We start from the raw sequence: 26522 nt of genomic DNA on the forward strand, positions 1-26522 counted from the left end.
ATCAGCTTTGCGGATAGCGCAAGCGCCCGAGAAAGCGGACAATATCGAAATGCTCGCGTTTGCTGGTGAGCTGCGCCTTGACCTTCTCAAACTTCATCACCCCGTCGATCCGCCGATCGAGGAAGGCGTGAGTCTCGGCCTTGCCCTCGCTCTGGTCCTCGATGAACACGGCCAGCGTGGCGGCATAGATCGAAGCGAGGATCGCGCGCTTGGTGTAGTGATTGTAGTCGGTCGCGGTGTCACCGGCGAGGCGCCACATGGCATCGGCGCTGCTCCAGCCGAGCTTCAGGGCACGCGGCGCATTAGTCGGCATGGCCTGGATAGCCAGCGCACGCGAAAGCGCTTCCTCCAGCCCGGCGGCCTGATCGAGCCGGAACCGCACCAGCGCGGCGATCCGTTCACGAATCTTCATATTGCCGAGCCGACCATCGGCAAAATGCGCGCGCATCGCGGCATCGGTCGCGGCGACGAAAGCCTCGATCATCGCCATCGGACCATCCGCGAAAGCGAGCCGGGCGATTGCGGGGTCGACACCCTCGGCCTCGGCCGCAGCATCCACCGCCACTTCGGTCCAGCCGTCGAACACCGCCGCCTGCGCCAGCGCCGGAGCCAGCGCAACGCGCACATCGGCCAGCGAACCGGCCTCTTCGAGCCTGTCAGCAGCCGCGACCATCAGAAGCTCGGCCCATAAATGCGCCCGCCATCGGGATCGGCATCGGCGGCGTTGTCATGGCCCTCGATCAACATCAGCATCCGTTCGGCACCGCGCTCGCTGGCATAGTCGCGCGCGCTGCGCCCGGCATTGTCGGTCTTATCGGGGTTGGCATTGGCGTCGAGCAGCACCTCGACCAGCTCGCTATTGCGCGAAAGCACGGCAGCAATCAGCGGCGTCTGCCCGGTAAAATCGGTCTCATCGATGCGTGCGCCGCCGGCAATCAGCGTTTCCACCCCTTCGAGGAAATTCAGCCGGATCGCGAGGCCGAGCGGGGTCACGCCCTTCTTGTCGGCGATATTCGGGTTTGCGTTCTGTTGCAGCAGCCAACCGGTCCAGGTGTTGTCGCGGCGTTGCACCGTGTAATGCAAGGCGGTTTCGCCGGTGGAGAGATCGCGCGCATTGACCACGGTCGAGCCCGGCTCGTTGAGCATCGAGGTGGCGACATCGCCATCCTTGTCCTTCACCGCCTGGAGGAACTTGTAGCCATCCGAATACATCTGCGCCGAAGCGGGGACCGCGCCCAGCACCAGGGCTGCAAGCACGATAATGAATTTGCGAAAAGCGGGCTGCGCCACGCCGTCCTCCTGTTGCTGCACCAAGCTTCTGCGCAAAAGCCGCGCATTTCGTGGCATCCGGCTCTTGCCTGTGGCGCGTTAGCAGAGCATGAACCCCTCGTCATGCCCACAATACTTCCGGCACGCCTCGCCTCCAGACGCCTAGGCCCGCTCCTGCTCGCCCTCGCCGCCCTGTCGCCGCTCGCTGCCTGCGGTTCGGGCCAGCCGCCGCTTGAACAGGGCGCGCTGTGGGGCTCCTCGATCGGGGGCGACTTCACACTCGTCGACGAGACCGGCAAGGCGGTTCACGCGTCGGACTACGACGGCAAGTGGAAGGTGGTCTATTTCGGCTATGCCTACTGCCCCGACGTCTGCCCGTTTGACATGCAGCGGCTTGGCCAGGGCCTGAAGCTCTATGCCGCCGAGCATCCCGATCTCGCGAAACAGGTCCAGCCGCTCTTCATCACCATCGATCCCGCGCGCGACACGCCCGAGGTGCTGGCCGAGTTCACCGCGAATTTCTCGCCCGATCTTATCGGGCTCACCGGCACGCCCGAGCAGGTAAAGGCCGCCGCCGATGCCTATTCGGTCTACTATTCCAAGGGTGAAGTGAACGAGAACGGCGGCTACATGATGGATCACTCCAACGCAGCCTACCTGATGGACCCGGAGGGCAATCCGGTCGCCCTGATGCCTCTCGATGTGAAGGACCAAGGGCAGGCTGTCGCCGCGGAACTGGCGAAATGGGTGCGCTGAGAGACCGTTTCTGGGAACTGCCGCTGACCAGCCTCTCGCGCGAGGAGTGGGAGGCGCTGTGTGACGGCTGTGGCCGTTGCTGCCTGCACAAGCTGGAAGACGAGGATACCGGCCAGATCCTGGGAACCAACGTCGCGTGCAAGCTGCTCGACACCGGCACCGCGCGCTGCAGCGACTATGCCCACCGCAAGGCCTTCGTGCCCGATTGCCTGCGCCTGACGCCAAAGCTGGTGGCGCAGGTGCCCTGGCTGCCCGAAACCTGCGCCTACAAGCGCCGCGCCGATGATCGCCCGATTCCGCAATGGCACCCGCTGTTGACGGGCAGCAAAGATGCCATGATCGCCTCGGGCGCATGTGTCGCCGGGCGCTGCATCAGCGAGAACGATGCCGGGCCGATTGAGCACCATATCGTGGACTGGCCCGAGGAATGATCGACTGGCTGCGCAATCGTCAGGCTCACCCGCTCGACGATCCGCAGATCGAGATCGCCGGTCGCACCCTGCCGCTTGCCATCCGCCGCCTCAAGCAGGCGCGCCGCCTCACCATGCGGCTGGCACGCGACGGCAGCGAATTGCGCATTTCCATGCCGACCTGGGCGCGCACCGCCGATGCGCTCGCCTTTGCCCATGCCCGGCATGACTGGATTGCGGCGCAGCTCGCCAAGGCTGTCACTCCGGTGGCGGTGATCGATGGCAGCACCATCGCCTTTCGCGGCGATACGCTGCGGATCGCCTGGGACAAGACCTATCCGCGCAACCCCGTGCCCGACGATGGCGCGCTGTTGCTGGGCGGCCCGCAAGAGCGGATCGAGGCCCGAGTCCAGCGCTGGCTCGAGAGCGAAGCGCTGCGGCTGGCGGGCGACGACCTTGCCTTCTATTGCGCGCGTGCGGACGAGGTGCTGCCGCAGCTCGGCCTGTCGCGCGCGCGTCGGCGGTGGGGCTCGTGTTCGGGCGAAGGGCAGAATGGCCGCACGATCCGCATTAACTGGCGGCTCGCCATGGCACCCGACTTCGTGCGCCGCTCGGTCGTCGCCCACGAGGTGGCCCACCTCGCCTACTTCGACCACTCACCCGCTTTCCACGCGCATCTGGCCGGACTGTTCGAAGGCGACGTCCGCGCGGCCGACCGCTGGCTGAAAGCCGAAGGACCGAAGCTCTACGCTGCTTTCGTCTAAGCACGCTAGCAGAGTGCGGCGGGCACTGGCGGTCTTGCGGCAAAGTCCCTATCAAGGGCGGACATGAAACGCTTTTTCCGCCGGATTTCGCCCAAGCACGCGGCGCAGGATTTTGCCTCGCAATGGCGCGCCGAGACGCCCTACCGCTGGCATATCCTCGGCGTGGCCATGGCCATGACCTTTGCGATCTTCATGCTGTTCATCCCCAAGAGCGTGCGCGTGGCCCCGGCCCCGCCCGAGGTTGTCTACATCTCGACGCTGGATGAAAACCGCACCGACGCCGAGATCATTGCCTCCAACTGCGCCAACCAGAAGCTGAAGGACGACCTCGAAGCCCGACTCGCACAGCAGGAGGAAGCGCGCAAGGAAGCCTATGCCGCATTGGGCCGGGCGACCTTCATCGACGTCGACGAGATGCAGGCCGAGATCGAGGCCGAACAGGCTGCCGCCAAAGCCGCTGCCGAGGCGGCGGGTGAGGTCGGGCCGAGCGAAAAAGAGGTCGCGCAAAGCGTCGAGGAATATTGCGCGCGTGCCGCCGGCTGACGATGCGCGCTGGCTCGCCGCTGCCGCCGCGCTGGCCGAGCGTGCGCGCCCTTCCGCCTGCCCCAATCCGGGCGTCGGCGCGCTGATCCTGCGCGAGGGCCGCGTGGTCGGACGCGGGTGGACGCAGGTCGGCGGGCGCCCTCACGCAGAAGCCGTTGCGCTTGCCGAAGCGGGCCAAGACGCTCGCGGGGCCACGCTCTACGTCACGCTCGAACCTTGCGCCCATGTTTCGGAGCGCGGGCCAGCCTGCTCCGACCTGATCGTGGCTGCGGGTCTCGCGCGGGTGGTGATCGGCATGGCCGACCCCGATCCGCGCACCTGCGGCAAGGGCGTTGAACGGCTGCGCGAGGCGGGCATTGCCGTCAGTGAAACTGGAAGCAGTGCGGCGACCATGCGGCTCGAAGGTCATGCCTGTGCGCTGACTCAGGGGCGTCCGCATGTGACGCTCAAACTCGCGCTCTCGCTCGATGGCTGCATCGCCACCGCACAAGGCGAGAGCCAGTGGATCACCGGGGCAGCGGCCCGCGCCCATTGCCACCGCGAACGGGCCAGGTCCGACGCGATTCTTGTCGGCGGCGGAACCCTGCGCGCCGACAAGCCGCGGCTCGACGTGCGTCTGCCGGGGCTGGAGGACCGCTCGCCCTCCCGCTGGGCGCTTACTTCTGGCGAAGTCCCGGACGGATGGCAAAAGCTAGCCTCACCCGCCAACATTTCCGCCATGACCGGAGTGCGTTACCTGTTCGTCGAAGGCGGCGCGGCGACGGCGGCAAGCTTCCTGCGCGCCGACCTCGTCGACCGGCTGCTGATCTACCGCGCCCCGATCCTGATCGGTGGCGGGCTCCCCGGCATTCCTGACATCGGCCTTGGCGCGCTGGCCGATGCGCACGGGCGTTGGAATCTCACCGAAAGTCGCCAGCTTGGCAGCGACCGGCTCGAAGTCTATGCCCGCGCCCGCAACGAAGGGATCTAAGCCAGCATGTTCACCGGCATCGTCACCGCCATCGGCACCATCCAGAGCGTGGAGCAACGCGGTGACCTGCGCGCCGTCATCGCCTGCCCTTTCGACCCGGCGAAAGTCGACATCGGCGCGTCGATCGCCTGTTCGGGCGTGTGCCTCACCGTGGTCGCAAAGAGCGGTACAATTGGTTCAATGACCTTCGCGGTCGACATTTCGGGCGAAACCGTTTCGCGCACCGCGCCGGGCATGTGGAGCGAGGGCGGCAAGCTCAATCTCGAACCCTCGCTCAGGCTGGGTGACGAACTGGGCGGCCATATCGTGACCGGCCATGTCGATGCGGTAGGCACCCTCACCGAGCTGCGAGCCGAAGGCGATTCGACCCGCCTCACCATCACCGCGCCTGCCGAGCTGGCGCCGTTCATCGCCCCCAAGGGCTCGATCACGGTCAACGGCGTTTCGCTGACGGTCAACACGGTCAGCGACCAGCCCGATGGGTCAGTTCAGTTCGGACTGAATATCATCCCGCACACCGCCGAAGTCACCACTTTGGGCGAGCTGAAGCAGGGCGATCGCGTCAATCTCGAGATCGACACCATCGCCCGCTACCTCCAGCGGATGCAGGCCCTGCGCGCGGGGGCTTAACCCGAGACCGACTCCAGCGCCTTCACGAAGTCGCCGATGTTGCCGCTGGTCAGGCCCGCCACGTTGATGCGGCCCGAGCCTGCCATGTAGACGCCATGATCGGTGCGCAGCGCGCCGATCTGTTCCTTGCTGAGCGGGAGCATGGCGAACATGCCCTTCTGCTCGCCCAGCGGCGTAAGGTCGACCGAGCCAGCCTTGCCGGCGGCGGCCAGCTGGCTGCGCACTTCGCCAATCCGTGCGCGCATCGAGTCGAGTTCGTCCAGCCACTGCTTCGTGAGCGCTTCGTCGTTCAGGATCAGGCCCACGGCGGCTGCCCCGTGATCGGGCGGCATCGACCAGTTGGCCCGAGCCAGCGAACACCCGTTCGACATGATCCGCACGGTGTCGTCAGCCGTCTTGCCGAGCGCGTAGAACGCGCCGACACGATCACGATAAAGGCCGAAGTTCTTGTCGCAGCTGTAGGCGATCAGCGCTTCCGGCACGTTGGCCACTACTTTGCGCAGACCATAGGCGTCTTCCTCCATGCCATCGCCCAAGCCCTGATAGGCCAGGTCGACAATCGGCAGGATCTCACGCTCGACCAGCAGGTCGACGATCTCATCCCACTGCGCGGGGGTGTAGTCCACGCCGGTCGGGTTGTGGCAGCAGCCGTGCAGCAGCACCGCATCGCCCTTGCCCGCGTTCTTAAGCGCCGTGCGCAGCGCATCCATGTTCGCAGTGCCGTCGGCCGCGCGGTGGTCGAACCCTTCGATCTCCATCGCGAGATCGGCAAAGATCTGGGCGTGGTTGGGCCAGCTCGGCGTGCCCATCAGCACCTTGGCAACGCCCGCCTTCTTGGCCAGGCCTGCCGCAATACGCACGCCGCCGGTGCCGCCCGGCGTCTGCATACCGTCGATCCGGCCGCCCATGTCGCCCGCTTCGCCGAACACGTGCGGGATCAGCGCCTGAACGAAGCCCATGTCGCCTTCCGGGCCAAGATAGGCTTTGCTCGGCTGATCCGACACCAGCCGCTTTTCCGCCGCCTTGATCGCGCCGAAGACGGGGGTCGCCCCGTCGCTGGTGCGGTAGACACCCACGCCAAGGTCGATCTTGGTCGGCCGGGGGTCGGCATCATAGAGCTTGATCAGCGCAAGCAGCGCGTCGGGCGGTTGTTGGTCGAGTCTGTCCAGCATAGTGGCCGTCCTTTGCCGCTCACCGCAGCGAAGGGCAAGGCCGTTTTGCGATCAGAACGGCAACCAGCGCTGCTTGTGGCTAAAGCGCATGTAGCCCGCGTTGATACCAAGCCGCAGACCGGCGCCCACGCGGATCGGAATCAGCACAATGTCGCCGCGCCGCAGGTAGCTTACATTGAACCCGCCAACGAAGTAAGCCTGCCCCTCGCCCGCCGGGAAACGTTCGAACAGATCTTCGGAATCATAGAGGTTGTAAACCAGCACGAAAGTGTTGGCGGCATTGGCCCCTGCATCGAGCCCGATAGACGGGCCGGTCCAATAGACGGGCTTGTTGCCTTCGATCCTGTGATGCAGCGTGCCAGAGCCATAGCGCACGCCGACGATGAACGCCCCGCCGCCTTCGCGCCCGACGATATAGCCGTTGGGCTGCCCCTGCTTGGCAAGAATATCCTCGATCAGGCGTGCGAGGCCTTCGGCCCCTTTTCCGAACAGCCCTTCAGCGGCACCGATCAGGTCGTCCTCGGCATAGGTATCCTGATTTGCGCCAGTGGTGGCCGGGCCAGTGGTGGCCGGTGGCGCGGTCGTCGTGTCGTCCTGCGGCAGGCTGTCATAGCGGCTCGAGGGCAGCTCAAGCGAGGGGCTTGGCGTATCGGGCGATTCGGGGCTGGTGTCGTACTCGGGTGCGATCCAGCCATCGCCAGTGTCAGCAGGGACTTGCGGCGTGGTCGTTTCGCCTTCGAGATCACCGTCGATCACGAGGTTCGGGTCGACCGTCTCGATCTGCTGCGCGCTGACCGGCGCCGCTACAAGCGCCAGGCTCGCAGCGACAAGGCCCGCCCAGCGGGTGAGAATGGCGATGTTCATGGTGGCGCCCTCTTCAAATTGCGCGTGTATCTTCCGTCGCTCGCACAAGAATCCCCGGCGGCTGAAGCGGCAATGAACGCGCGGCAGGCCGAGTCTCTTTTGCGGTGAGCCGAATCGCGCGGTGCGCTGATGGGGCCATCCAGCGCGCCTTGTGAAAATTAGGTACTGGACGCCCTTGATGCGCTGGCGAGGCGCGGTTATAGGGCCGGGCTTGCCGCTGGGTCCGGAGACGTGGGTGAGTGGCTGAAACCAGTTCCCTGCTAAGGAACCATACCTCTATCGGGGTATCGAGGGTTCGAATCCCTCCGTCTCCGCCACCGGCGCTTTTCAGAAGCCCCTGCGTCGACTTGGTACGACAGCGCAAGTTGCGCACCAACAGCGTCCGGAAAACATCGGGCGGTTCAGCTCATCGCTGATTTTCGCCGCCGGGCTCGTCTATATCGCAGAAATCAGTATCTTGGTTCGCTCGCTTGCAGCAAAGGGGCTATTCGAACCCCTTTGCCCTGATCGTCCAGCCGTTGGCCGCGCACAGGGGGCAGGTATTTTGCAGAATAGCGCTTCGCGCCTCCTGGTCGCCGCGCAAGTGCCAATCCAGCCAGTTCACCGCGAAGCTCGCCCATGAGCCTCCGTTTTCCAGCGCAAAGGTTCCGCCGTGGCCGACCGGGAGACTTCCCAGCACCACCGGCACATGCGCGATGCGCGCAAAATCATCATTCCCGTTGGCCCAGGCAATATCCGCAGGGCCTCCCAGCACATAGGCCACCGGGCCATGAAGCTTGCGCAAGTCATCCTTGCCGATCTGCACCCCGCTCAGGCCCGAGCGGGGACGGTTATAGACCCCGCTGCCGAGCGCCATCACCGTGTCTATGCGCTGATCTGCGCCGGCCGCGAGTGCCTGCAAGCCGCCGCAGCTGTGGCCGAAGGCAGCGATGCGGCCAGTGTCGATCCTGCCATGAAGCGGATCTTCCGGATCGGCGTCCATTGCCAGCGCAAGATCGATTCCGGCCAGCATCCCCGCGACGCTGGTTTCGTCCGCAGGCCGGTCGGCAGGCGGTGGCGGAGGCGGCCCATTAACTGGCGGCGGCGGTGGCAGTTCGGCGAGGACCGGCCGTTCCTCGCCCGGTTTGCCGTTGGCGATCACTAGATAGCCGTGGCTCGCAACCTCGCGCAGGAAGTGACTGGCGCTCAGGCCGTTATCTCTGCACCCGCCATTGCCCCATAGGAGGATGGGCATAGGCGCATCGGGCAGTTCCGCCGGCCGATAGACAGTATAGTTCGGTGCGTCCGTAATCCGCTGGGCAATAGCCGGCCAGGCTCCGCTTCCGGCCACCCCGCCGATTTGCCCCGCCAGTCCGACAGAGCTCGGCAGCTCTGCCGGCGCCTGCAGCACACAAGCGCCTGTCATCGCGAAGCAGGCAGCGGCGAAAGCGAAGCGAAAGCCGTCATGCCGCGTCATTCGCCCGCATCCCCCATGGATGCCAGCGGCAGATCGATGCGCGATCCGGTTGCCCAGCCATAATGCACCGAAATGCGCGGCGCGGGGTCTTGCGCCAGGTCGGGAAGGTTGCGCTGGCGCGGATCGGCGCCCGTTACCAGAAAGCGTAGCCGGTGCCCCGGCATCACGCGGTGCGACAGCGGCATCATGGCGATGGAAAGCACCGCCGCCTCCCCCTCGGGCAAGGGTTCCACATCGGCCTCGCGGCCCGAATGCCAGGGCATACCGAGCGTATCCCACGGTGCTGGCGAAACGTTGCGGTGAGAGAGCTTCAACCTTCCGAACGAGAGCACCTCGACCTCGCCATCGGCAGCCACGTCCTCCAGATAGACGAACACGTCGGCATCGGGCCTGTCGGCACTTACCGCAATGTTCGCCACCGGATAGCCGAGCAGATCGAAGGCTTCGCTGGCAGGGGCGCTATCGAAGGTGACGCCATGCCCGTCGAGCGAAGGCGGCCAGAAAGCGAAGTAGGCATCGTCGGCCACCCCGTAATCGACGGCGAAGCCCGCGCTTCCGTTGCCGACCGGATGCGCGCCGAGCAGGTTGGTGCCGTCCGCGCCCAGATAGTAGGTCAGCGTCTCGCTCGATGCGCCGGGCAGCTCTTCGCTTGTTACATAGCTGCTCTTGCCGTCCCCCTCGTCGCGATAATAGGTGATGCGTGGGGCTTCGGCGAAACCACTGTCGATGCCCTTGAGATGATAGTCGAAATAGCGAGTGATCTCGCCCGTAAAGTCGAAGCTTGGCGGCGGCACGCAATGGCTGCCGGGGCCGACCAGAAGGCGGCTGTCCAGGTTCTGGGCGGCAACGATGATCTGGCTTGTCGGCTCGTCCTTCCAGTTGCTCCACATGTAGGTGGCGATCCCTGCTTCGCGGATCGTCTGCGCATATTTCCAGATCGCCACTTCGTCCCAGAAGGCGTTGCCCGTGAAGTCGCTCACGCTGTCGCGGTAGGGCATTCCATACCAGAGGCCTGCCATCGGGGTGTTATCGGCGTGCATAGCCACCGCCTCGCGCAGCAGCGCGCCATCGGGATCGGCATCGACCGGCACGCTGGCCAGATCGACTGACAGTTTCTCGTCTGGCCGGGTGTTGAACTGCGCGGTGATCCCGCCGCGCCGCACGAATTCGTACTTGTCCCAGTCGGTTGCGCCGGTGAAGATCGCCTTCAGCGCAGGCGGCGCGGTGCTGGCGACATGGGTGGTGGTGCCGCCAAGATAGGAACAGCCGACCATGCCTACATTTCCGCTCGACCAAGGCTGCTCGGCCAGCCACTGGACCAGATCGTGGCCGTCCTGCGCCTCGGTCCGGTCCTGAAAGCCGCGCCGCGCGCCGAAGCTGGCACCTTTCCCGCGAATATCGGCCACGGCGACGACATAGCCTGCCCGCAGCAAGCTACGCAGCGCCAGGTTGTCCTCCAGCGCCACTTCCTGCACTTCGCCATCCGTATCGACGAAGCGGGCACGGTAAGGCGTGAACACGAAGATCACAGGCAGCCGCTCGGTCTCCACACCCTCGTCATCGGCCGGACGATAGACGTTCATCGCCAGCCGCGTGCCGTCGCGCACCGGGACATAGAGCGACTGGCGCTCGTAGCCTGGATAGTCATGCGCCAGGGCGGGCAGCGCGAGAGCGCTACAGGCCAGGGCGGCGGTTGCGGTACGCAAGGGTATGAATGGCATTGTCTCTCTCCCGTTCGCCTGTTCGTCAGGCCTCTCCGGCGCTCTCTTCCTGTTCCAGCCAGGCAAGGATTTCGTCGCGATCCTGGTCTATCCGAGGCGGCGGCACATCGGTGCCAGGACCATCGGGGGTCATGCGGAACCCGGCGTTGGGCACCGAGACCTTGCCCGTCACAGGCAGGCCGGGGATGTCGATATCGAGCAAGGCGCCCGGACCGCCCAGAGCGGCAGCCTCATCAACCCGGCGGATCATGCCGCAGGGAATGCCGACCTCGCTCAGCGCGCGCTCCCATTCCTCTGCCTTGCGCTTGCGAAAAATCTCGGCCAGCTGGCCGTGCATGGCATCGAAGTTCGCACGGCGGGCATCGGGGGTGGCGAACCTTTCGTCAGTGAGCCAGTCCTCGCGGTCCATGAATCGGGCTAGCGCGGCGAACTGGTTGTCCTGCACCACGCCAAGCGAGATGTGCCGTCCATCACCCGTCGCGAACAGTCCTGCGGTCGGCAATTCGCTGTAACCGGTGTTGCCGAGCCGCTTGAGAGCTTCACCGGTGACGAGAAACGGCGTCAGCGCGCTCGTCATGAAAGCCATCGAGGCATCGAGCATCGACACGTCGATGAACGCGCCCTCCCCGCCCCGCTCGCGCCGCAGCAGCGCGCCGAGAATGGCGACGGCGGCGGTCTGGCCGGTCAGCGTATCGACCATGGGAAAGCCCACCCGCACCGGCGGATCGCCTTCCGCCCCGCTCAGCATCATCATGCCGCTGGTGGCCTGCACGATATTATCGATCGCGGGCCAGTCGCGCTGGGCACTGTCCTGCCCGTAGCCGCTGACCGAACAGAACACGATCCCAGGGTTATCCTTGCGCACTTCGTCATAGCCAAAACCAAGCCTACCGATGACGCCGGGACGGAAGTTTTCCAGCAGCACGTCGCTCTTTGCCACGATGCGGCGAGCGATCTCCTTGTCGGCCGGATCCTTGAGGTCGAGCGCGATGCTCTTCTTGCCGACATTGGCGGCGATGAAGGCCGGGCTCATCCCGTCGAACTCGCGGTTGGAGCCATAGTTGCGGAACTGGTCGCCCCGTTTCGATTCGATCTTGATCACCTCGGCGCCCATCAGCCGCAGCAGATGGCTGGCGAAGGGGCCAGCCATCACGTGGCTGAAATCGGCTACCCGGAAACCGGCCAGCGGCTGCGTCATCAAATATCCCCTTCACATCGTATCTGGCCGCGCCCGGCGATGCTGGCGCGCGCAACGCGATAGGCCTCGAGGCCATCGATCCCGAAGCGCGCGAGTCTGCGTGCATTGGCCTCGCCATCGCGCAGGTAAATTGCGTCGAAATGCGCCTGATCGGCTTCGCTCACCGGTGAGGCGGCAATGATGCCTGCCGCAGCATCGCGGCCGACCTGTTCGGACTTGCGGATTTCCTCGGCCAGAGCCGCTTCCCACACCGGCTTGCTGCGCTCCAGCAAGGCGCGCTCGGCAGCGCTCAGCGCCTCCCAGCGCTCTAGCCCCATAGCGCGCGAGGGATAGGCCCCGCGCGGAACTTTCAGCTCATAGTAGTATTTGGCCACCTCGGTCAGATGCAGCGCGCGGAACGTATCGGGCGGCGCGATCACGCCGTCGATCACGCCCTTGGCCATGGCCGAATAGACCTCGCCCATCGGCATGTTGACCGGGTCCGCGCCGAGATCGCCCAGCACGCCGAGCAATTCGGTGGGCGCGCGGATGCGCAGGCCCTTGAGGTCCTCGAGGCTCTCGACCTTGCGGGTGCGGGTCACGATACCGGGAAGCAGGCCGCCTTGCAGCGCCAGCACTTCCAGGCCCTCCAGTTCATCGGCGAACTGCGGAACACGCTCGGCCATGCAGCGATAAAGCGCGGTCTGGCTCTCGATCGAATCCGCGCCGGAATAAAAGCCGGTCTGGGTCCGCAACAGGTGCGTTCCGCCGCGGACATAAATCGGCGTGATAAGCCCGATGTCCGCGACCCCGTGGCGCAGTTCCTCCATCGACATATCGGCAGAAAGCAGCGCTCCCGACCAGATCGGCTTGATCAAAAGTTTGCCGCCGCTTTCGCGCTCGACATAGTCCATCCAGCGCTGGTCGGCCTGGCTGAACGGATGCGACGGCGGATAGGGCGTGGCATAGGTCAGTTCGGTCACGTCCTCGGGCAGCGCCCGTGCGCAGCCGGCCACCATCGCAAGCAGCGCAAGAAGGGCGGCAAACCGCCTCATGCCGGTGCTCGCTCGCCAAGAAACTGCGCGACCATGCCCACCATCCGGTCGTGATCCCAGCTCTTGGCATCGACCATATCGGCATCGATCATCAGCACCGGCACCCCGGCTTCTTCCAGCGCGCTGGCAGTGAGCTTGTTGCCCGATTGCGAAAGGCGGTTATCGGGCGGAAGCAGCATGATCGCCGCATCGATCCCGCAACGCTTAGCCTCCGACACCATCCAGCTGCTCATCCAGGGCGGCAGATGCAGAGTCTCGTTCATGCTGGCAACGCGGCTGGCCAGCGCCTCCATCGGCTTGTCCTTGAGATCGCGGATGTAAGCCGGCCCGGCAAAGGGCATGTACATCGACCAGACGAACACCGCGCCCGGATCTTCCTCCAGCGCCTGATAGAAGCCCGGATCGTGCCACACGCCCGCGCCGATCCACATCAGGCGCAGCTTCTCGTTACTCGATGCGCCAAGCCCCGCGTCGATCCGCTCCAGCACCTCGTCACGGAACTTCTTCGCATGGGCAACCGCCCAGTCCGATCCGCGGTGCCATTGCGGGATCATGGTGTTGGGCATCTGCTCGGCAATCGACACCGGACAAGGGCGCGCCTCGCCGATCGCCTGCGCGGCTTCCCAGATATAGCCTTCCTGCACGTTGATCTGCTCCATCAGGTGATGGAACTTCGCCTCGTCGAACTTGCGGCCGGTGCGGTTTTCGAGGACGGCAATCAGATCGGCCATCTCGCGCACCATCAAAGCGATGCGATCGGGTTGGTAGACGCGCTCCCAATCGCTTTTCGCATGGGCGAACCATTGCGGATCCTTGTCGGTCCATGCCGGCGCTTCCATCGGGAAGAACTCGCTGCCCATCGCCTCGGCCCACTGCCCGAACACATGCTGGATGCAGTCACAGGTGAGCCGCGCGACCATGATCGTGGGTGTCGGCAGGCCGCCCCAAGGCGCGGTCTCGGGATCGTTGGCAAGCGTGCAGGCGAGGCCAAGCGAACAGTATTTGCAGCTGTTCGCGGGATAGCCCTTCTCCACCATCGCATCGAAGTAACGGTTCGAAAGCTGCTTGGCCGAGATATAGGCCGACCACCACTGGTTGGTGATGATCGGGATGTCCATCGCGTGAAACAGCTCGTGCGGCGTATCGGCCTGCACGATGGCATAGGGCTCGCGATCCTCGACCACGCGGCGGCGCAGTTCCTGCCCGAATGCCTTCTGATAGGCGGTCGCCTGAGAGGTGCAGGCGAGCGTCTTGCGGCTGCGCTGGTTGGCCGACGTACTCACTGGAAAACTCCCTTTTCTTCGAGTTCGGCGATCCTATCCTCGCGCAAGCCCGAAATGGTGCGCGCAACCTCGTGCGCATGTTCGCCCATGCTCGGCGCGCGGAATGGCTGCATCGCGTCACGCGAAAAGGCGAGCGGCGTGGCGATGTGCCCGAATTCGCCCAAGACAGCATGATCGAGCGTGACCAGCGCCGCGCGGCCGGCAATCTGCGGATCGTGCTCCATCAGGTCTTCGCAATCCTGCAAGGCGCCTGCGGCAATCCCCGCCTGTTGCAATTCGGCGGCGATGGCGTGATCGGTTCGCTGCGAGGTCCAGGCGGCTAGGTCCGGCCCGGTAATATCGAGCAGGCGCGCCCTGTCTTCTTCGGTAAAAACGCTGATCGCCACCCAGCGATCGTCGCCAGCTGCCGGCAAGACATCCTGAAACAGCACCGAGGGATCGGCATTGCCCAGCCGCTGCGGCCGTTCGCCAGCCTTGGCGCGGGCAAGAAAATCGCGCATCTGCTGAACGCAGATTTCATACATGCTGGCATCGATATGGCAGCCCCGCCCCGTTTCGCGGCGGGCTTGCAGCGCGGCTGCGACATGGCCCGCCATCACGAACGGCACAATCACATCGCCATAGGGCACCGCGCCGGGGATGACGGGATGCCCATCGGGATAGCCGGTGAGGAAGGTCCGCCCCGAAAGCGCACCCCCAGTGCCATCGACGCCCCATTCCTGCGCCAGCGGGCCGGTCTGCCCGAACACACTGCCCGACACCATCACCACGCCCGGATTGTGCGCGGCAAGGCTATCGTACCCGAGGCCGAGCCGCGCCATGGTGCCGGGCGAGAAGTTCTCGACCACTACATCGGCCCAGTCGATCAGCGGATCGAGCACCTCGCGCGCGCCTTCTGCCTTGAGGTTCAGCGTCAGCGATTTCTTCGAGGAGTTGAGATGCGCAAACCACGGTTTGTCATCGAGACTGGCTGAGCTGGAGGCAGACACCTGCACGTCGAGGCGCGACAGGTCCGGGCGGCCCCGGCTCTCGATCTTCACCACCTCGGCACCCATGTCGCCCAGCGTTTTGGTGGTGATCGACCCGACCAGCGCCCAGGCAAAATCGAGCACCTTCACGCCCGACAAGGGGCCGGGCCGCTCGCTGGTGTGAATGGCTGGTGGCTCCATCCGCGTCGCGCCTTCGCGAATGGCGGCGAAGCGTTCGGGCAGGCCGCTTTCGGTGCCGAGAAAACCGCGCGCCTTGAGGTGTGCATCGGCCAGAACATCGGCCGGTTCGTTCACAACGCAGGCGTTGATGCCGCGCTCGCGGCCTTCGGTGGCGATCTCGTTTTTGGTCTTGCCCGCGAAGAACTCCGCCATGGCCGCTTCCCACAATGCGCGGGTTTCAGGCGGCAGGGTTGAGCGGTTGTAGGCCAGCCAATCGACATCGCGCATCGGGTTGTCGATGCCCGCCTCATCCATCCAGTCGGACAGCGCCTTGTTGGCAGGCGCGCCAAGCCGCCCGGTCATCAGCGCGTGGAAGCACCAGCCGTCGGCCAGCCGCCAGATCACCTGCACCTTGGCGCGGCCATAGGCGATGCAGCCGCCCGCGCGGTCGAGCTTCTTGCGGTCGAACTGCCACACCAGCACGCCGTTGACATTGCGGCTCATGGCGACCTGCTGGATCGACACGTCGACATGCTGGCCCATGCCATGCGTTCCGCGCGCATAGTGCGCGGCCATCGCTCCGGCAGCCGCGACCATATCGGCATGGAAGGTGCAGGCATCGCCCGCCTCCTTTACCGGCTTCTCGCCCGGCTCGCCGGTGAGGCGCAGCGCGCCGCCCATCGCCGAGGCGACCAGTTCGCCGCCCTTCCAGTGCGAGCGCGGCCCGCCAGAGCCGAACGGCGTGACGGAAACATGCACGGCGCTCTCGGGGATCGGCAGGTCGGCGGTGTTTTCCAGCCCGAGATCGTCGATCACAAAGCTCGCGCTTTCCACCGCGCCGTCAAGCGTGGCTCCCAGCGAGGCGAGATAGCGCGCCAGCGGGCGCTCGGCCATGCCGCCGAGTACGGCGACGCTGTGTCCGGAAAGCGGTTTCATGTCGTAACCTCCGCAAGAAAGCGGGAAATTTCCTCGCCCGCCCCATCCCGGGCGAACCAGTCGCGCCGGGTCAGCACCAGGTGCGGCACCCCGCTTTCTTCCAGCACCCGGCGTTCGGCAGGCAAGTGCCACACCTGCGCCTCGTCTTCCTCGATGCGCCACAGGATCGCGGCTTCGGCCCCGCTCCGGGCGAGGCGATCGGCCAGAAAATCCGCACGATCGGCAAAGCTGCGCGGGCCGCTGGCGCTGGCGTGCAAGGCGCGGGCAATGGCAGCGCAAGGCTCACCGGTGCCCTGCTCAACCGCGCCTGCTTCCTCGCCCCAATATTGGGCCAAGGTCTGCCCCGCTGCGGCGAAACCTGCCGCCTCGACCGCATCGTGAAGTCGGCGGTCCGGCATTGGCGATCCGGCAATGAGGCAAAGCGGCTGCTCACCAGAAGGGGCCGCGCCCGACGCTGGCATAATCGCCTCGTCGATTGCGGAGTCTCCCACGCCCAGCAGATCGGCCAGTTCGCGAACCTTCTGTTCGGTGCGCTCCAGGCTGCTTTGGCGCGGGATCATTGCCACGTCGAACAAGATCGCCTCAGGCCCGCCCACCAGCCCGCGCCGCTGCAATTCGCACACATAGTAATAGAAGCGCTGCGCCGTATCATCGGCGCGGCTGAAAACGACGCGGTCAAGGTGATCATAATCTCCATCCGCCCAGGCTTGCAGGGCGAGCGGTGCCCACGGCGCGAACTTGCTTTCCATCCAGTCGCTGGCGGTGGTGACGGGCTTGTCGAGATCGATCGGCAGCGGGCCGGCATAGGCACCGGTGGCGCGCAGCACCGCGAGCGGGAGGTTGGGACCTGCCGAAGCAATCATGCCAGCACCCCCGGAAGCCAGAGGACCATTGCCGGAAACAGGATAATCAGAAGCAAATGCACAAAATCGCTCGCCAGAAAGGGCAGCACGCCGCGAAAGATGTTCGTGATCGAGACATCCTTCGCCACGCCCTGGATGATGTAGAGATTGAGCCCGAGCGGCGGATGGACAAAGCCGATCTCCATCGCGCGGGTGATGAAAATGCCGAACCAGATCGCGCTAAGGCCCTGCGCCTCCACAATCGGCAGCAGGATCGGTGTGGTCAGCAGCATCAGCGCCAGCCCATCGAGCACCGAGCCGAGCAGCAACAGCACCAAAGCGAGCACGATCAGAGTACCGACAGGGCCAAGGCCCATGTACTCGACCAGCGCTCCGGCCCCGTCGGCAAGGCCGGTGACCCCGACAAAGACCGAGAATACCAGCGCACCGACGATGATCAGGTAGATCAGGCCGCTTGTGCGCAAGGTTTCGTGGAAAGCTTCGAACAGCGTGGCGCGGGTCAGCCGGCGGCGCAGAGCAGCGATGAGAAGCGCGCCCGCAGAACCAATGGCCGCAGCCTCCGGCGGGCTGATAATCCCGGCTGCGATCCCCCCGATCACGAAAGCGATCAGCAGCACGATTTCCCATATCCGGCTTAGCGAACGCAGCCGTTCTGGCCATGGAGTGCGCTCGGTCGCAGGAGCGATGCCCGGCTTCCAGCGCACCAGCAGGAAGATCACCGCCGCATAGAACAGCGCCTGCGTGATGCCCGGAATGATCGCGGCGGTGAACAGGCTGCCGATGCTGGTCTCGGCAATAATGCCGAACACGATGAGCGCGCCCGAAGGCGGGATCATCTGGCCGAGCGTGCCGCCCGCGGCGATGCTGCCGGTGGCGATGGTATCGTCATAGCCGCGCCGCTTCATTTCCGGATAGGCGACCAGACCCACGGTCGCCGTCGTCGCCAGACTCGATCCGTTGATCGCGCCGAACCCCGCGCAGCCCGCCACGCCCGCATAGGCAAGCCCGCCGCGCCGGTGGCCGACCATCTTGGCCGCCGCATCGAACAGGTCGCGGCTGGCGTCGATCGAGAAGAAGATATGCGCCATGAACAGGAACAGCGGCAGCGTGCCAAGTTCGTATTTGGTGAGCGTTTCGATCACCACCACGCCGCTCTTGATGAGCGCTGCCTCGGGGCCGAGGATCAGGGCCAGCCCTCCCAGCCCGACCAGCCCCAGCGCTGCACCGATCCGTCCCCCGAGCAGAAGGATGGACAGCAAGACAAGAATGCCGACCAGACCGGTCGCCGCCGTTGCGTACATCATTCGCCGTGCACCGCAGCAGGGTCACCTGCCTCCCGATCAAGCGGCGTGGGCAGAATCACCCGCCACGCGAGAACACCGCAACAGGCCACCAGCACGACCCCCGCGATGATGCGCAGCGCCATCCAAGGTATGCCAAGCAGTTCGCTTTGTTCATGGGCATGGCGCAAGTCCCAGGCGATCCAGCTCGAACCAGCCAGAAGCGCCGCTACAAATGCAAGGGTCAAAAGGTCGGAAAGCCGATCGGCCAGCAAACGGCGGCTTGGCGCAAGGCGGCTCACCACCAGCTTGACCCGCGCGTGGCTGCTCTCGATGGTGGCGACCAGAATGGCGACAATTCCCGAGACAAGCACGATGGCCTGCATCATTTCGATCGAGCCCGGTATGGGAAAGCCGACATGCCGGCCGATCACGGCCGCCGTATCCACCGCAGTGGCGCCCAGCAGGGCCAGCCCCCCGATCCAGATTATGATCCTCAACGCCGCGCTCATGATGCCGCCCTCACGGTATAATCCTCTTCGACTGTGATCGCGGGCAGGCCAGCCTGCCTCGTGATCCGTTCGACATAGGCAGCAATCTCGCGCCCGCGCGATGCATCGGCAAGCACCGGACGCCCCGGGGCTTCCACGTGCACGGGAATCAGGCCTGCGGTGACAGAACCGTCTTGCGCAAGGGTCAGACGGCCGATGAACGCGTTGACGGCTTCCGGATGAAACGGTGCAAGCCGGTATTCCGGATCCGGTTCGAAGCCGAACAGAGCCTTGCGCCGCTGCGCCCATTGTGCGCGCGCCGGATGGTCCTGATCGGGCGACAGCGCCGAGGTGACCACGCAGCCGTTGCCAAGTCCGTGAAAGATCGGCCTGTCGCGATAAAACTCGATGCCCTTCACGATATGCGCATGATGCCCGATCACGGCGTCCGCGCCATGGTCTATCGCCGCTTGGGCAAGGGGGCGCTCGTAGGGGGCGAGCTGCGCGGGTCTGTGAACGAGGCCCTTGTGCATGGCGATGATTACCACATCGGCCTGTGTGCGCGCGGCAGCGATATCATCCCGAAGGATTTCGAATGCCGTTGGCAGGATGCTGGCGATGTCCTTCTGGGGCGTCACCGGCGACCCATCGCCAGTGCCCATCGGAAGATAACCGCAACCGGCCCCGCTCGCGCTCGCCCAGCCATTTTCCGGGCCAACGCAGTTATAGCTCAGCAAGGCGATGCGCCGCTGTTTGACATAGGCGATGGCGGGCCGGCGGGCGGCAGCGAGGTCAGGCCCCGCCCCGGTGTAGAGCACGCCCGCAGCATCGAGGCCAGCGATGGTATCGGCAATGCCCTGCGCCCCGCAGTCCGAAATATGGTTCCCGGCAAGCGAGACCATGCCGACCCCGGCCTGAGCCAGTGCGGCCAGGTTTTCCGGAGGCGCGCCCGGAGCAGGCACGTCGCCCGCCAGTTCGTCGCCGCTGGCGGTATGGGGCACCTCCAGATGGGCGATGGCAAGATCGGCGGAATGCAAGGCGGGGGCGATACCCGATAACCAGTAACCGGCATCGGGTTCGTCGAGAACCATATCGCCGGTCACGGCCACGTCTATCGACCCCGATACCATGCCTGTCTGCTCCGCCTGATCCAGCCGACTACAAGCGAATACGCGCGCCGATCGCGAACTGCCGTCCGATCGGGTTGCCCACCGTCGCGTCGTATCCGCCGCTGCCATTACCGCCCGGTGCGAGGTTCACATAGGGCGGATCGCTATCGAACAGGTTGCGCACCTCGGCGGTCAGTTCGAAGTTTTCGACCCCGCCGGAGAAGGTTTCGCCCACTCGCCAGGTCAGAGCGAAGTCCACCGGTGTGAAGGACGACACCTTCTCGTTCGGGGTTATCAGGTTGTTGGTATAGCCCCCCACGTGGATCGCCGAGAGCCGCGCGCTAAGCGGGCCATGATCCCAGTTCGCAGCCACCCGCGCCTTGAACTTGAGCGGCTGGAAAATCAGGTTCAGCTGATCGATCTCGGGCGCGGCAGGAGCGACTGCCACGTTATAATGCGTGATATAAGTGGCCGATGCGCTGAGCGTCAGCACGTCATCGGAACCGATATCGGCAATATAGTTGGCCGCCAGGTCGAACCCGCGCGTGGTCGAAATGCCTAGGTTGCGCGAACGCCCGTCGACGAACACGGTCAGGTTGTCGACACTGCCGCCGGGCAGCGCGCCGATCACGCCCACGCCCGAAGCGATCAGCGCATCGACCCGATCCCGCGCTTCCTGATCGCGCAGCACCACACCCGTGCCCGCAAACTGGCTTTCCTGACCAAGGATCGTGAGGTTGGAGAGGTTCGCGCTTACCTGATTGTCGTACTGAACGTCGAAGTAGGTGATCGACAAGCGCAGCCGGTCGACCGGCTCGATATCTGCACCGACCGACCACGTGGTCGCGGTTTCCGGCCCGAGGTCGAGGTTCGGGCCAGACAGCGCCACACCGGTGATCGTAGGCCCGCCAGCCGGGTTCTGGTAGTTCTGCACGAACAGGTTGTTCGAATTGCCGTAAATCTCGGGAATTGTCGGCGCGCGGAAGGCCGTGCCGTAGCTGCCGCGCAGCTTGACCCCGTAGAACGGCACCCAATTGATGCCGAACTGCGGATTGGTGGTGTTGCCGACGTCGGAGTACTTGTCGTGGCGGACAGCCGCCGTCAGCTCCAGTTCCTCGAACCCGCTGGTGGCATTGCCCACACCGAACACCGGCACCAGCAGTTCCGCATAGGCCGAATCCACCTTGCGATCGAAGTCGCGGAAACGGATCGGCGTGGTCGGCGCGCCGCGGGCAGACCCCAGCGACACGTCGAATTCCTGCCGTTCGTAGCCGACCGCCATGCGCACCTCGCCGCCGGGAAGCTCGAACAAGGGGCCGCTGGCGCCGACCTCGTAGAAGGTCAGCTCGCCGTTGGTCGGTGCGAGGAATATCTGATTGAAGATTCCGCCCAGCACCGCATCGCTGGTGCGGCCGAGGCCGTAAGGGTCGAACGCGGTATCCGGATCGCTGCTGGCAAGGGCCGCGCTGAGGGCTGCGTTGTTGGTGCCATCATAAGAGCCGGAGAAATCGCGCGTCTTGCCGTAGGCTGCCAACGCTTCAAGTTCCCATTCGAAGGGGAGCTTGAAACGAACGCCGGGGGAAACCTGCCAGCTTTCAGCATAGCCTTCGGTCTTCACCAGCGGGATGTCTTCCACGAAGCTGTAGTCGATCGAATAGCTGGTTCCCGCAAAGCCGGTGGGACGCACGAAAAAGGCATTGGTTTCGGGCACGGTGAGTCGGGTGGCCGGCACCGCGCCCTGGCGCACGAACTCGCGCCGCGAATAGAAACCGTCGAAGAACAGCTCCGCCCAGTCGGTCACCTCGAAGGTGGCCGTGCCGTTCACCGAATCGTACGATTGCTGCGGAAACAGATCCTGTCCGATGAGGTTGTCGCACAGGTTCGCCGTGCCCGCGGTGATCGCGTCGGCGTTCGCCTGGGTATACTGATCGGGCAGAGCATAGGTGGTGCCATCGATCACCAGCGTGCCGGGCGCACAGCGGCTGGTGCGATAGTCCGCGCCGCCGAACGGGCGCTGGTCCGAGGTAAAGAAGTCGCGGTCGTCGCCAGAGAGATTGTTGCGGAACACGTGCTCATAAGCGACCATCACCTGACCGCGATCGAACACCTTGCCGACTGCCGCACCGGCCGCCCATTCGTCGAAAGCGCCATCCCCGGCAGCGTTGTAGCGCGCGAAGCCTTCGATCCCGTCGAGGCTGCGGCGCGGGATCAGGTTGACCACACCGGCCACAGCGTCAGACCCGTAAATGGCAGAGGCACCGTTGGCGACAACCTCGACCCGTTCCACGCCGAGCGTAGGCAGAACCGAGGGATCGGTCGAACGGCTGTTGTTCACCACCCGGTGCCCATCGACCAGCACCAAGGTCGCATAAGGGCCGATACCGCGCAGATTGACCGAGTTGCCGTATGTGATGTTGCCAGAGCCACCGGCCTGGCCGCGCGAGTTCTCCGATACGCCAAGGTCGAAGTTCTGCGGAAGTTCCTTGATCACGCGGTCGATCGTGGCGGCGCCCGATTCAACGATGGCGTCTCGCCCCAGCACCGTGGCGGCGGCACCGACCGGCGCTTCGCCCGTGCTCACACGGCTGCCGGTGACGACAATCCGGTCCGTAGGGGCGTCATCCTGTGCGAACGCCGGAGCAGCCAGACATGCGGCCAGCATCGCCAGTGAAACCGACGAATAGTGACCGATAGCGATAGATTTCGACTGTAGACTTGCCATCTCCGAACATCCCTTCCCTTCACCCGGCCCCTTTCAAAGGAGACCGTTGTTGGCGGCGGGGTGAAAAATTTGACGGCTTGGCGCAATCGAAATATCACTGATGATATTGTTGACAATTTTACAGGCGATTGTGTCATGCCCTCTCCTGAAGATCTCGCGCGCTCCATAGCCAAGCAAGCGCCGAGCAGCGCGCAGATAGCCGATTGGATTCGCGCGCAAATTCGTGGCAGCAGGCTCGTTCCGGGCCAGCGCTTGGTGGAGGTGGACATAATCCGCCAGACCGGGGGCAGCCGCTTCAAGGTGCGCGAGGCATTCCAGCGCCTTGCGGCTGAAGGGCTGGTGGAGATCGAGGAATTTCGCGGCGCATCGGTACGCAGCGCCACATCGGATGAAGTCCGCCAGCTTTATCAGGCGCGCGCCTTGCTCGAGGGCCTTTGCGCGCGCGACTTCTGCAGGCGTGCCAGCGCCAACGACCGGGCCAGACTGGCCCAGCTCGCCAGCGAGATGGAGGCCTGCGTGGATAGCAACGCGCCTGAAAAGTTTAGCGGGCTGAACGCGGAATGGCATACCTTGCTGATGCGCGGAGCGGGCAACCAGGTGATCGAGGATCTGGTCAAGCGCCTGAACACACCTGTTCATCATTTGCTGTTCGGCACGTTCTATCGCGGCGATCGCTTGAAGGAGGCGGTCGAGGACCACCGGATCATCATGCAAGCGATCGAGGCCAACGATGCCGACGCGGCCGAGCTGGCTATGAGGCGACACGTCGAGAACGGCCATCGCTTCCTGAGCGAGCTCGATCGCGCCATGCATATCGACTGATCACACGAAATTACCTATCGGGCGCCTCTGCGGGTTAGGCACCCTGCCCAGCGTTCCTCAAACCACAGCGTTTCTCTGCGTGTTTATCAGCATGGCGGAACGTTGTGCCTCCCGCCTTCATTGCAACAGCGAGTGGGCGAAAAGGAGATCATCATGTCGCACATAGCCGTGGCGCAATCTGCCGCCCTTCCGCAATGCGGCGAGGCGCTTGGAGCTCGCCTTGCCGAACTGGCTTCTGCGGTTCGAAAGGAAGAGCATCCGCAAACCGATCACACGAGGGCTTTTAATGCCGCGATGGAAAAACTGATGGAAGACGATGACGTGGAACGCCAACTCGGCCTGCCCAAAGGCGCATGGATGCAGTACGCATGAGCACGCCGGTTGACCGCCTTTCCGGGACCCGCGTCGTTCTCGTAATTCTTGCACTCGCGATGGGCGGGTTTGCGATTGGCACCACCGAGTTCGCGGCGATGAGCCTGCTGCCATTCTACGCGGCAGACTTCGCCATTACCGAACCCGTGGCCGCGCACGCGGTGAGTGCCTACGCTTTGGGTGTGGTGATTGGCGCGCCGATCCTCGCCTTGTTTGGGGCAAGCTGGCCGCGCCGTCGCCTGCTGGTGTGGCTGATGGCGGCCATCGCGATCGGCAATGCGGCGACGGTGCTGGCACCCACTTACCCCACGCTGCTCCTGTTCCGGTTCCTCAGCGGAGTGCCGCATGGTGCCTATTTCGGGGTTGCCGCGTTGCTTGCCGCTTCGCTTATGCCGGAACGCCGCGCAGCAGCGGCGTCCTACGTGATGGCGGGCCTTGCTGTCGCCACCGTAATCGGCGCGCCGTTCGCCAATTGGCTCGGCCTGCATGTCGGCTGGCGCGTGGTCTTCGGCGGCGTAGCGCTAATCGCGGCGGCGACAGCGCTTGCCCTGCGCATCCTGGCGCCGCTGCAACCGGTGGAGGGCGCGCGCAGCCTGCGAGGTGAAATGCGCGCGCTGTCGCAGCCGCAGGTGCTGCTCACGCTGGGCGCCGGGGCGGTGGGCTTCGGCGGGTTGTTCGCTGTTTACAGCTTCCTCGCGCCAGTGTTGAGCGAATATACCGGCGCGGCACCGGGCATGATTCCGTGGGTTTTCGCGATCTTCGGCGTCGGCATTCTAGCCGGGAACCTTGTTGGCGGCTGGATGGCGGATCGCGCGCTCAGGCGGGCGGCCATCGGCCTGTTGTCATGGAGCGCGGTGTTCCTTGCCCTCTTCGCCTTCGCAGCCGGGAATATCTGGTTGCTGATGCCTGTCTGTTTCGCCATCGGAATGGGCGGAGGCCTCGGGCCTATCCTCCAGGTCCGCCTGATGGACGTTGCGGGCGAAGCGCAGACAATGGCAGCCGCTCTTCACCACGCGGCATTCAATATCGCCAATGCACTGGGGCCATGGCTGGCCGGCCTCGCCATCACCGCCGGAATGGGCTGGACCGCGCCGGGCTGGGTCGGTCTCGCACTTGCCTTGGGAGGCATCGCCATTCTCCTCACCGCATTCGCGCTGGAGCGACGCACGCAGGGCCGCATTGCCTTTGCAACGGCGCCTTAGCTGTTCGGCCCGAGCCGATGGCGCTCCGGGTTTCAGGCCTAGTCTTGCGAGAAATCGAACGGCACCCCGTTGTCGCGAAAGCGGCTGGGTATGAGTTCGCGGCCAATCGGCGGGGCCGAGCGGGCGATGCAACGCGGGCGATGGCACAAGCGGCAGGCGACGCCAATGGGCGTGGGGTCAGTCCCCTGAAGAGACCGCGCATAGACGAGCTGATCGAGATGCTGGGCATCGCAGGTCAGCGCCACCGAACGCGTCACGCTGCGCTCGCCGAACCCGCCTCCGCCAGCGCGAACAGTCCGCGCGATGGAGACATAGCGCTGGCCATCGGGCAGTTCGATCAGTTGCGCATCCACTTTTCCCGGCAAAGCGAAGACCTCGTGAATGTTCCACAAGGGACAAGCGCCGCCATGCCGGGCCAGCGGAAAACCCGCGCCATCGAGCCGCTTCGACACATTGCCCGCACGATCAACCCGCAGGAAGAAGAACGGCACCCCTTCCTGCCCGGGGCGCTGTAGCGTCGTCAGGCGATGGGCGGCCTGTTCAAAGCTCACGGAAAACCGCGCAGCCAGCGCCTCGACATCGTAGCGTAGTTCCTGCGCGGCCTTATGGAACGCGCGGTAGGGCATGAGCAGGGCGGCCGCCCAGTAAGACATGAGCGCGCGCCGGGCCAGCCGGGCACTGTTCTCGCCAGCAAAGCGACCTTCGGCCACCAGCTTGTCGACCTCAGCGCTCTGGCTCATGATTGCCGTTTGCAAGGCCGCCTGAAAGCGCCTTCCGGCCGGATCGAGACGCTCCGAGATGAGCACGCGCTGGCGGTGATAATCGTGCCAGCGCATACTTCCGCGCAGCAGCCCGTCGTCCGCCAGCCGCAGCTCCAGCCCGTAGACTGCGGCCAGATGGTCCTTCATGGCGTCAAAAGTCGGCAGGTTCCGGGCCGCTTCGCTGGCGCTGTCGTCTAGGCTGGGAAAGCAATTGCGCCGCGCAGCCAGAAACGCCCGCGCCTCCGCCACCGGATCGGGGGTGGCGCTGTCTACCTGCACCGATCCCTGCTCTCGCCGCGCAGCCAGCACCAGCTGTTCCTCGCCATAGGCCGTGTGCAGCCGCAACAGCGCTTCGGCCATGCCGGGATAGCTGGTGGCAATATCCTCGATATCGAGCGGTTCGATAGCAATGTCGGAAAACAGCGGATCGCGCAGGGCCGATTGCAGGCGGGCGACGGTTTCGTCGGCATCCTTGTCCGCAAGGTCGGCCACGTCGATCCTGTAGGTGGTCGCCAGGTTGAGCAGCATCTCCGCGGTGACCGGGCGCTGGTTGCGCTCCATCAGCGCGATATAGCTGGGTGAAATGTCGAGGTCGCTGGCCATATTGGCCTGGGTAAGCCCCAGCTCGCGGCGCAACTTCTTGAGGCGCGGGCCGAGATACAGCGTTTTGGCAGCCATCATGCTCTCCGCAGCGTAACGAACTTTACAACCTTACATCGAAATCTTGTAAAGTTCGACAACATTAC

25 protein-coding genes and 1 tRNA gene are annotated in these 26522 nt (G+C 64.8%); 10 read left to right on the plus strand and 16 right to left on the minus strand.

All coding sequences use genetic code 11. The features are described 5' to 3' along the window. Position 1 precedes the first annotated feature (1 nt). Together E0473_RS06540 and E0473_RS06545 are read right to left on the minus strand one after the other, a co-directional pair. Positions 2–673: a COQ9 family protein gene (locus E0473_RS06540; protein WP_137680099.1), complete on the minus strand. Its 672-nt coding sequence runs from the start codon at positions 671–673 to the stop codon at positions 2–4. Next, complete coding sequence (locus tag E0473_RS06545; protein ID WP_241657375.1) at positions 673–1290, minus strand: ankyrin repeat domain-containing protein; 618 nt, start codon at positions 1288–1290, stop codon at positions 673–675. The genes E0473_RS06540 and E0473_RS06545 overlap by 1 nt, the downstream gene beginning before the upstream one ends. Positions 1291–1392: 102 nt before the next feature. Between E0473_RS06545 and E0473_RS06550 the strand changes: the two genes are divergently transcribed. The 6 genes from E0473_RS06550 (at position 1393) to E0473_RS06570 (ending at position 5342) form a co-directional block, all read left to right on the plus strand. Continuing rightward, entirely contained in the window at positions 1393–2025 is a 633-nt protein-coding gene (locus E0473_RS06550; protein WP_137680101.1) for an SCO family protein, read from the plus strand. Next, a complete protein-coding gene (locus E0473_RS06555; RefSeq protein WP_137680102.1) occupies positions 2013–2456 on the plus strand; it encodes a YcgN family cysteine cluster protein in 444 nt (147 codons plus the stop codon). Before E0473_RS06550 ends, E0473_RS06555 begins: the two co-directional genes overlap by 13 nt. After that, on the plus strand, positions 2453–3199 hold the full coding sequence (locus E0473_RS06560; RefSeq protein ID WP_137680103.1) for a M48 family metallopeptidase: 747 nt from the start codon (positions 2453–2455) through the stop codon (positions 3197–3199). Before E0473_RS06555 ends, E0473_RS06560 begins: the two co-directional genes overlap by 4 nt. Positions 3200–3262: 63 nt before the next feature. Next, a complete protein-coding gene (locus E0473_RS15590; protein WP_241657376.1) occupies positions 3263–3742 on the plus strand; it encodes a hypothetical protein in 480 nt (159 codons plus the stop codon). Next, a complete protein-coding gene (gene ribD, locus E0473_RS06565) occupies positions 3729–4712 on the plus strand; it encodes a bifunctional diaminohydroxyphosphoribosylaminopyrimidine deaminase/5-amino-6-(5-phosphoribosylamino)uracil reductase RibD (RefSeq protein ID WP_241657377.1) in 984 nt (327 codons plus the stop codon). The genes E0473_RS15590 and ribD overlap by 14 nt, the downstream gene beginning before the upstream one ends. A gap of 6 nt (positions 4713–4718) precedes the next feature. Continuing rightward, on the plus strand, positions 4719–5342 hold the full coding sequence (locus E0473_RS06570) for a riboflavin synthase (protein WP_137680105.1): 624 nt from the start codon (positions 4719–4721) through the stop codon (positions 5340–5342). On the opposite strand, the gene E0473_RS06575 is transcribed toward E0473_RS06570, so the two are convergent. Next, positions 5339–6514 carry an amino acid aminotransferase gene (locus tag E0473_RS06575; RefSeq protein WP_137680106.1) on the minus strand — a complete coding sequence of 392 codons (1176 nt, stop codon included), beginning with the start codon at positions 6512–6514 and terminating at the stop codon, positions 5339–5341. The genes E0473_RS06570 and E0473_RS06575 overlap by 4 nt on opposite strands. Positions 6515–6565: 51 nt before the next feature. Further along, positions 6566–7378, minus strand: coding sequence for a DUF1134 domain-containing protein (locus E0473_RS06580; protein ID WP_137680107.1), 813 nt, complete (start codon positions 7376–7378; stop codon positions 6566–6568). A gap of 225 nt (positions 7379–7603) precedes the next feature. On the opposite strand from E0473_RS06580, the gene E0473_RS06585 reads away from it, so the two are divergent. Next, positions 7604–7695 (plus strand) — tRNA-Ser (locus tag E0473_RS06585). Between the two features lie 167 nt (positions 7696–7862). Here E0473_RS06585 and E0473_RS06590 read toward each other — a convergent pair. From E0473_RS06590 to E0473_RS06640, 11 genes are read right to left on the minus strand one after another with little or no spacing between them, the layout of a single operon-like run. Continuing rightward, positions 7863–8834 (minus strand): alpha/beta hydrolase, encoded by a 972-nt coding sequence (locus E0473_RS06590; protein ID WP_137680108.1) that lies wholly within the window; start codon positions 8832–8834, stop codon positions 7863–7865. Continuing rightward, entirely contained in the window at positions 8831–10555 is a 1725-nt protein-coding gene (locus tag E0473_RS06595; RefSeq protein ID WP_137680109.1) for a CocE/NonD family hydrolase, read from the minus strand. Before E0473_RS06595 ends, E0473_RS06590 begins: the two co-directional genes overlap by 4 nt. A gap of 25 nt (positions 10556–10580) precedes the next feature. Further along, positions 10581–11753, minus strand: coding sequence for a CaiB/BaiF CoA transferase family protein (locus E0473_RS06600; protein WP_137680110.1), 1173 nt, complete (start codon positions 11751–11753; stop codon positions 10581–10583). Continuing rightward, positions 11753–12787, minus strand: a complete 1035-nt coding sequence (gene dctP, locus E0473_RS06605; RefSeq protein WP_137680111.1) for a TRAP transporter substrate-binding protein DctP — start codon at positions 12785–12787, stop codon at positions 11753–11755. Before dctP ends, E0473_RS06600 begins: the two co-directional genes overlap by 1 nt. Beyond that, positions 12784–14070 carry a 2-hydroxyacyl-CoA dehydratase subunit D gene (locus E0473_RS06610; protein WP_137680112.1) on the minus strand — a complete coding sequence of 429 codons (1287 nt, stop codon included), beginning with the start codon at positions 14068–14070 and terminating at the stop codon, positions 12784–12786. The genes dctP and E0473_RS06610 overlap by 4 nt, the downstream gene beginning before the upstream one ends. Continuing rightward, positions 14067–16154 carry a CaiB/BaiF CoA-transferase family protein gene (locus E0473_RS06615; protein WP_137680113.1) on the minus strand — a complete coding sequence of 696 codons (2088 nt, stop codon included), beginning with the start codon at positions 16152–16154 and terminating at the stop codon, positions 14067–14069. The genes E0473_RS06610 and E0473_RS06615 overlap by 4 nt, the downstream gene beginning before the upstream one ends. Next, positions 16151–17017, minus strand: coding sequence for a hypothetical protein (locus E0473_RS06620; protein WP_137680114.1), 867 nt, complete (start codon positions 17015–17017; stop codon positions 16151–16153). The genes E0473_RS06615 and E0473_RS06620 overlap by 4 nt, the downstream gene beginning before the upstream one ends. Beyond that, complete coding sequence (locus E0473_RS06625) at positions 17014–18321, minus strand: TRAP transporter large permease (protein ID WP_241657378.1); 1308 nt, start codon at positions 18319–18321, stop codon at positions 17014–17016. Before E0473_RS06625 ends, E0473_RS06620 begins: the two co-directional genes overlap by 4 nt. Further along, positions 18318–18809, minus strand: coding sequence for a TRAP transporter small permease (locus E0473_RS06630; RefSeq protein WP_137680115.1), 492 nt, complete (start codon positions 18807–18809; stop codon positions 18318–18320). The genes E0473_RS06625 and E0473_RS06630 overlap by 4 nt, the downstream gene beginning before the upstream one ends. Beyond that, positions 18806–19918: a CapA family protein gene (locus E0473_RS06635; protein WP_137680116.1), complete on the minus strand. Its 1113-nt coding sequence runs from the start codon at positions 19916–19918 to the stop codon at positions 18806–18808. The genes E0473_RS06630 and E0473_RS06635 overlap by 4 nt, the downstream gene beginning before the upstream one ends. A 28-nt stretch (positions 19919–19946) precedes the next feature. After that, on the minus strand, positions 19947–22619 hold the full coding sequence (locus E0473_RS06640; protein WP_137680117.1) for a TonB-dependent receptor plug domain-containing protein: 2673 nt from the start codon (positions 22617–22619) through the stop codon (positions 19947–19949). Between the two features lie 69 nt (positions 22620–22688). Here E0473_RS06640 and E0473_RS06645 point away from each other — a divergent pair, with 69 nt between their 5' ends. From E0473_RS06645 to E0473_RS06655, 3 genes are all read left to right on the plus strand, one after another. Then, on the plus strand, positions 22689–23441 hold the full coding sequence (locus E0473_RS06645; RefSeq protein WP_241657379.1) for a GntR family transcriptional regulator: 753 nt from the start codon (positions 22689–22691) through the stop codon (positions 23439–23441). Positions 23442–23573: 132 nt separating this feature from the next. Then, positions 23574–23813 (plus strand): hypothetical protein, encoded by a 240-nt coding sequence (locus E0473_RS06650; protein ID WP_137680118.1) that lies wholly within the window; start codon positions 23574–23576, stop codon positions 23811–23813. After that, positions 23810–25015 (plus strand): MFS transporter, encoded by a 1206-nt coding sequence (locus E0473_RS06655; protein ID WP_137680119.1) that lies wholly within the window; start codon positions 23810–23812, stop codon positions 25013–25015. The genes E0473_RS06650 and E0473_RS06655 overlap by 4 nt, the downstream gene beginning before the upstream one ends. 38 nt (positions 25016–25053) lie before the next feature. On the opposite strand, the gene E0473_RS06660 is transcribed toward E0473_RS06655, so the two are convergent. Further along, positions 25054–26457, minus strand: a complete 1404-nt coding sequence (locus E0473_RS06660; protein ID WP_421721781.1) for a helix-turn-helix domain-containing protein — start codon at positions 26455–26457, stop codon at positions 25054–25056. Positions 26458–26522 lie beyond the last annotated feature (65 nt).

The organism is Aurantiacibacter suaedae, from assembly GCF_005434915.1.
GTDB lineage: Bacteria > Pseudomonadota > Alphaproteobacteria > Sphingomonadales > Sphingomonadaceae > Alteraurantiacibacter > Alteraurantiacibacter suaedae.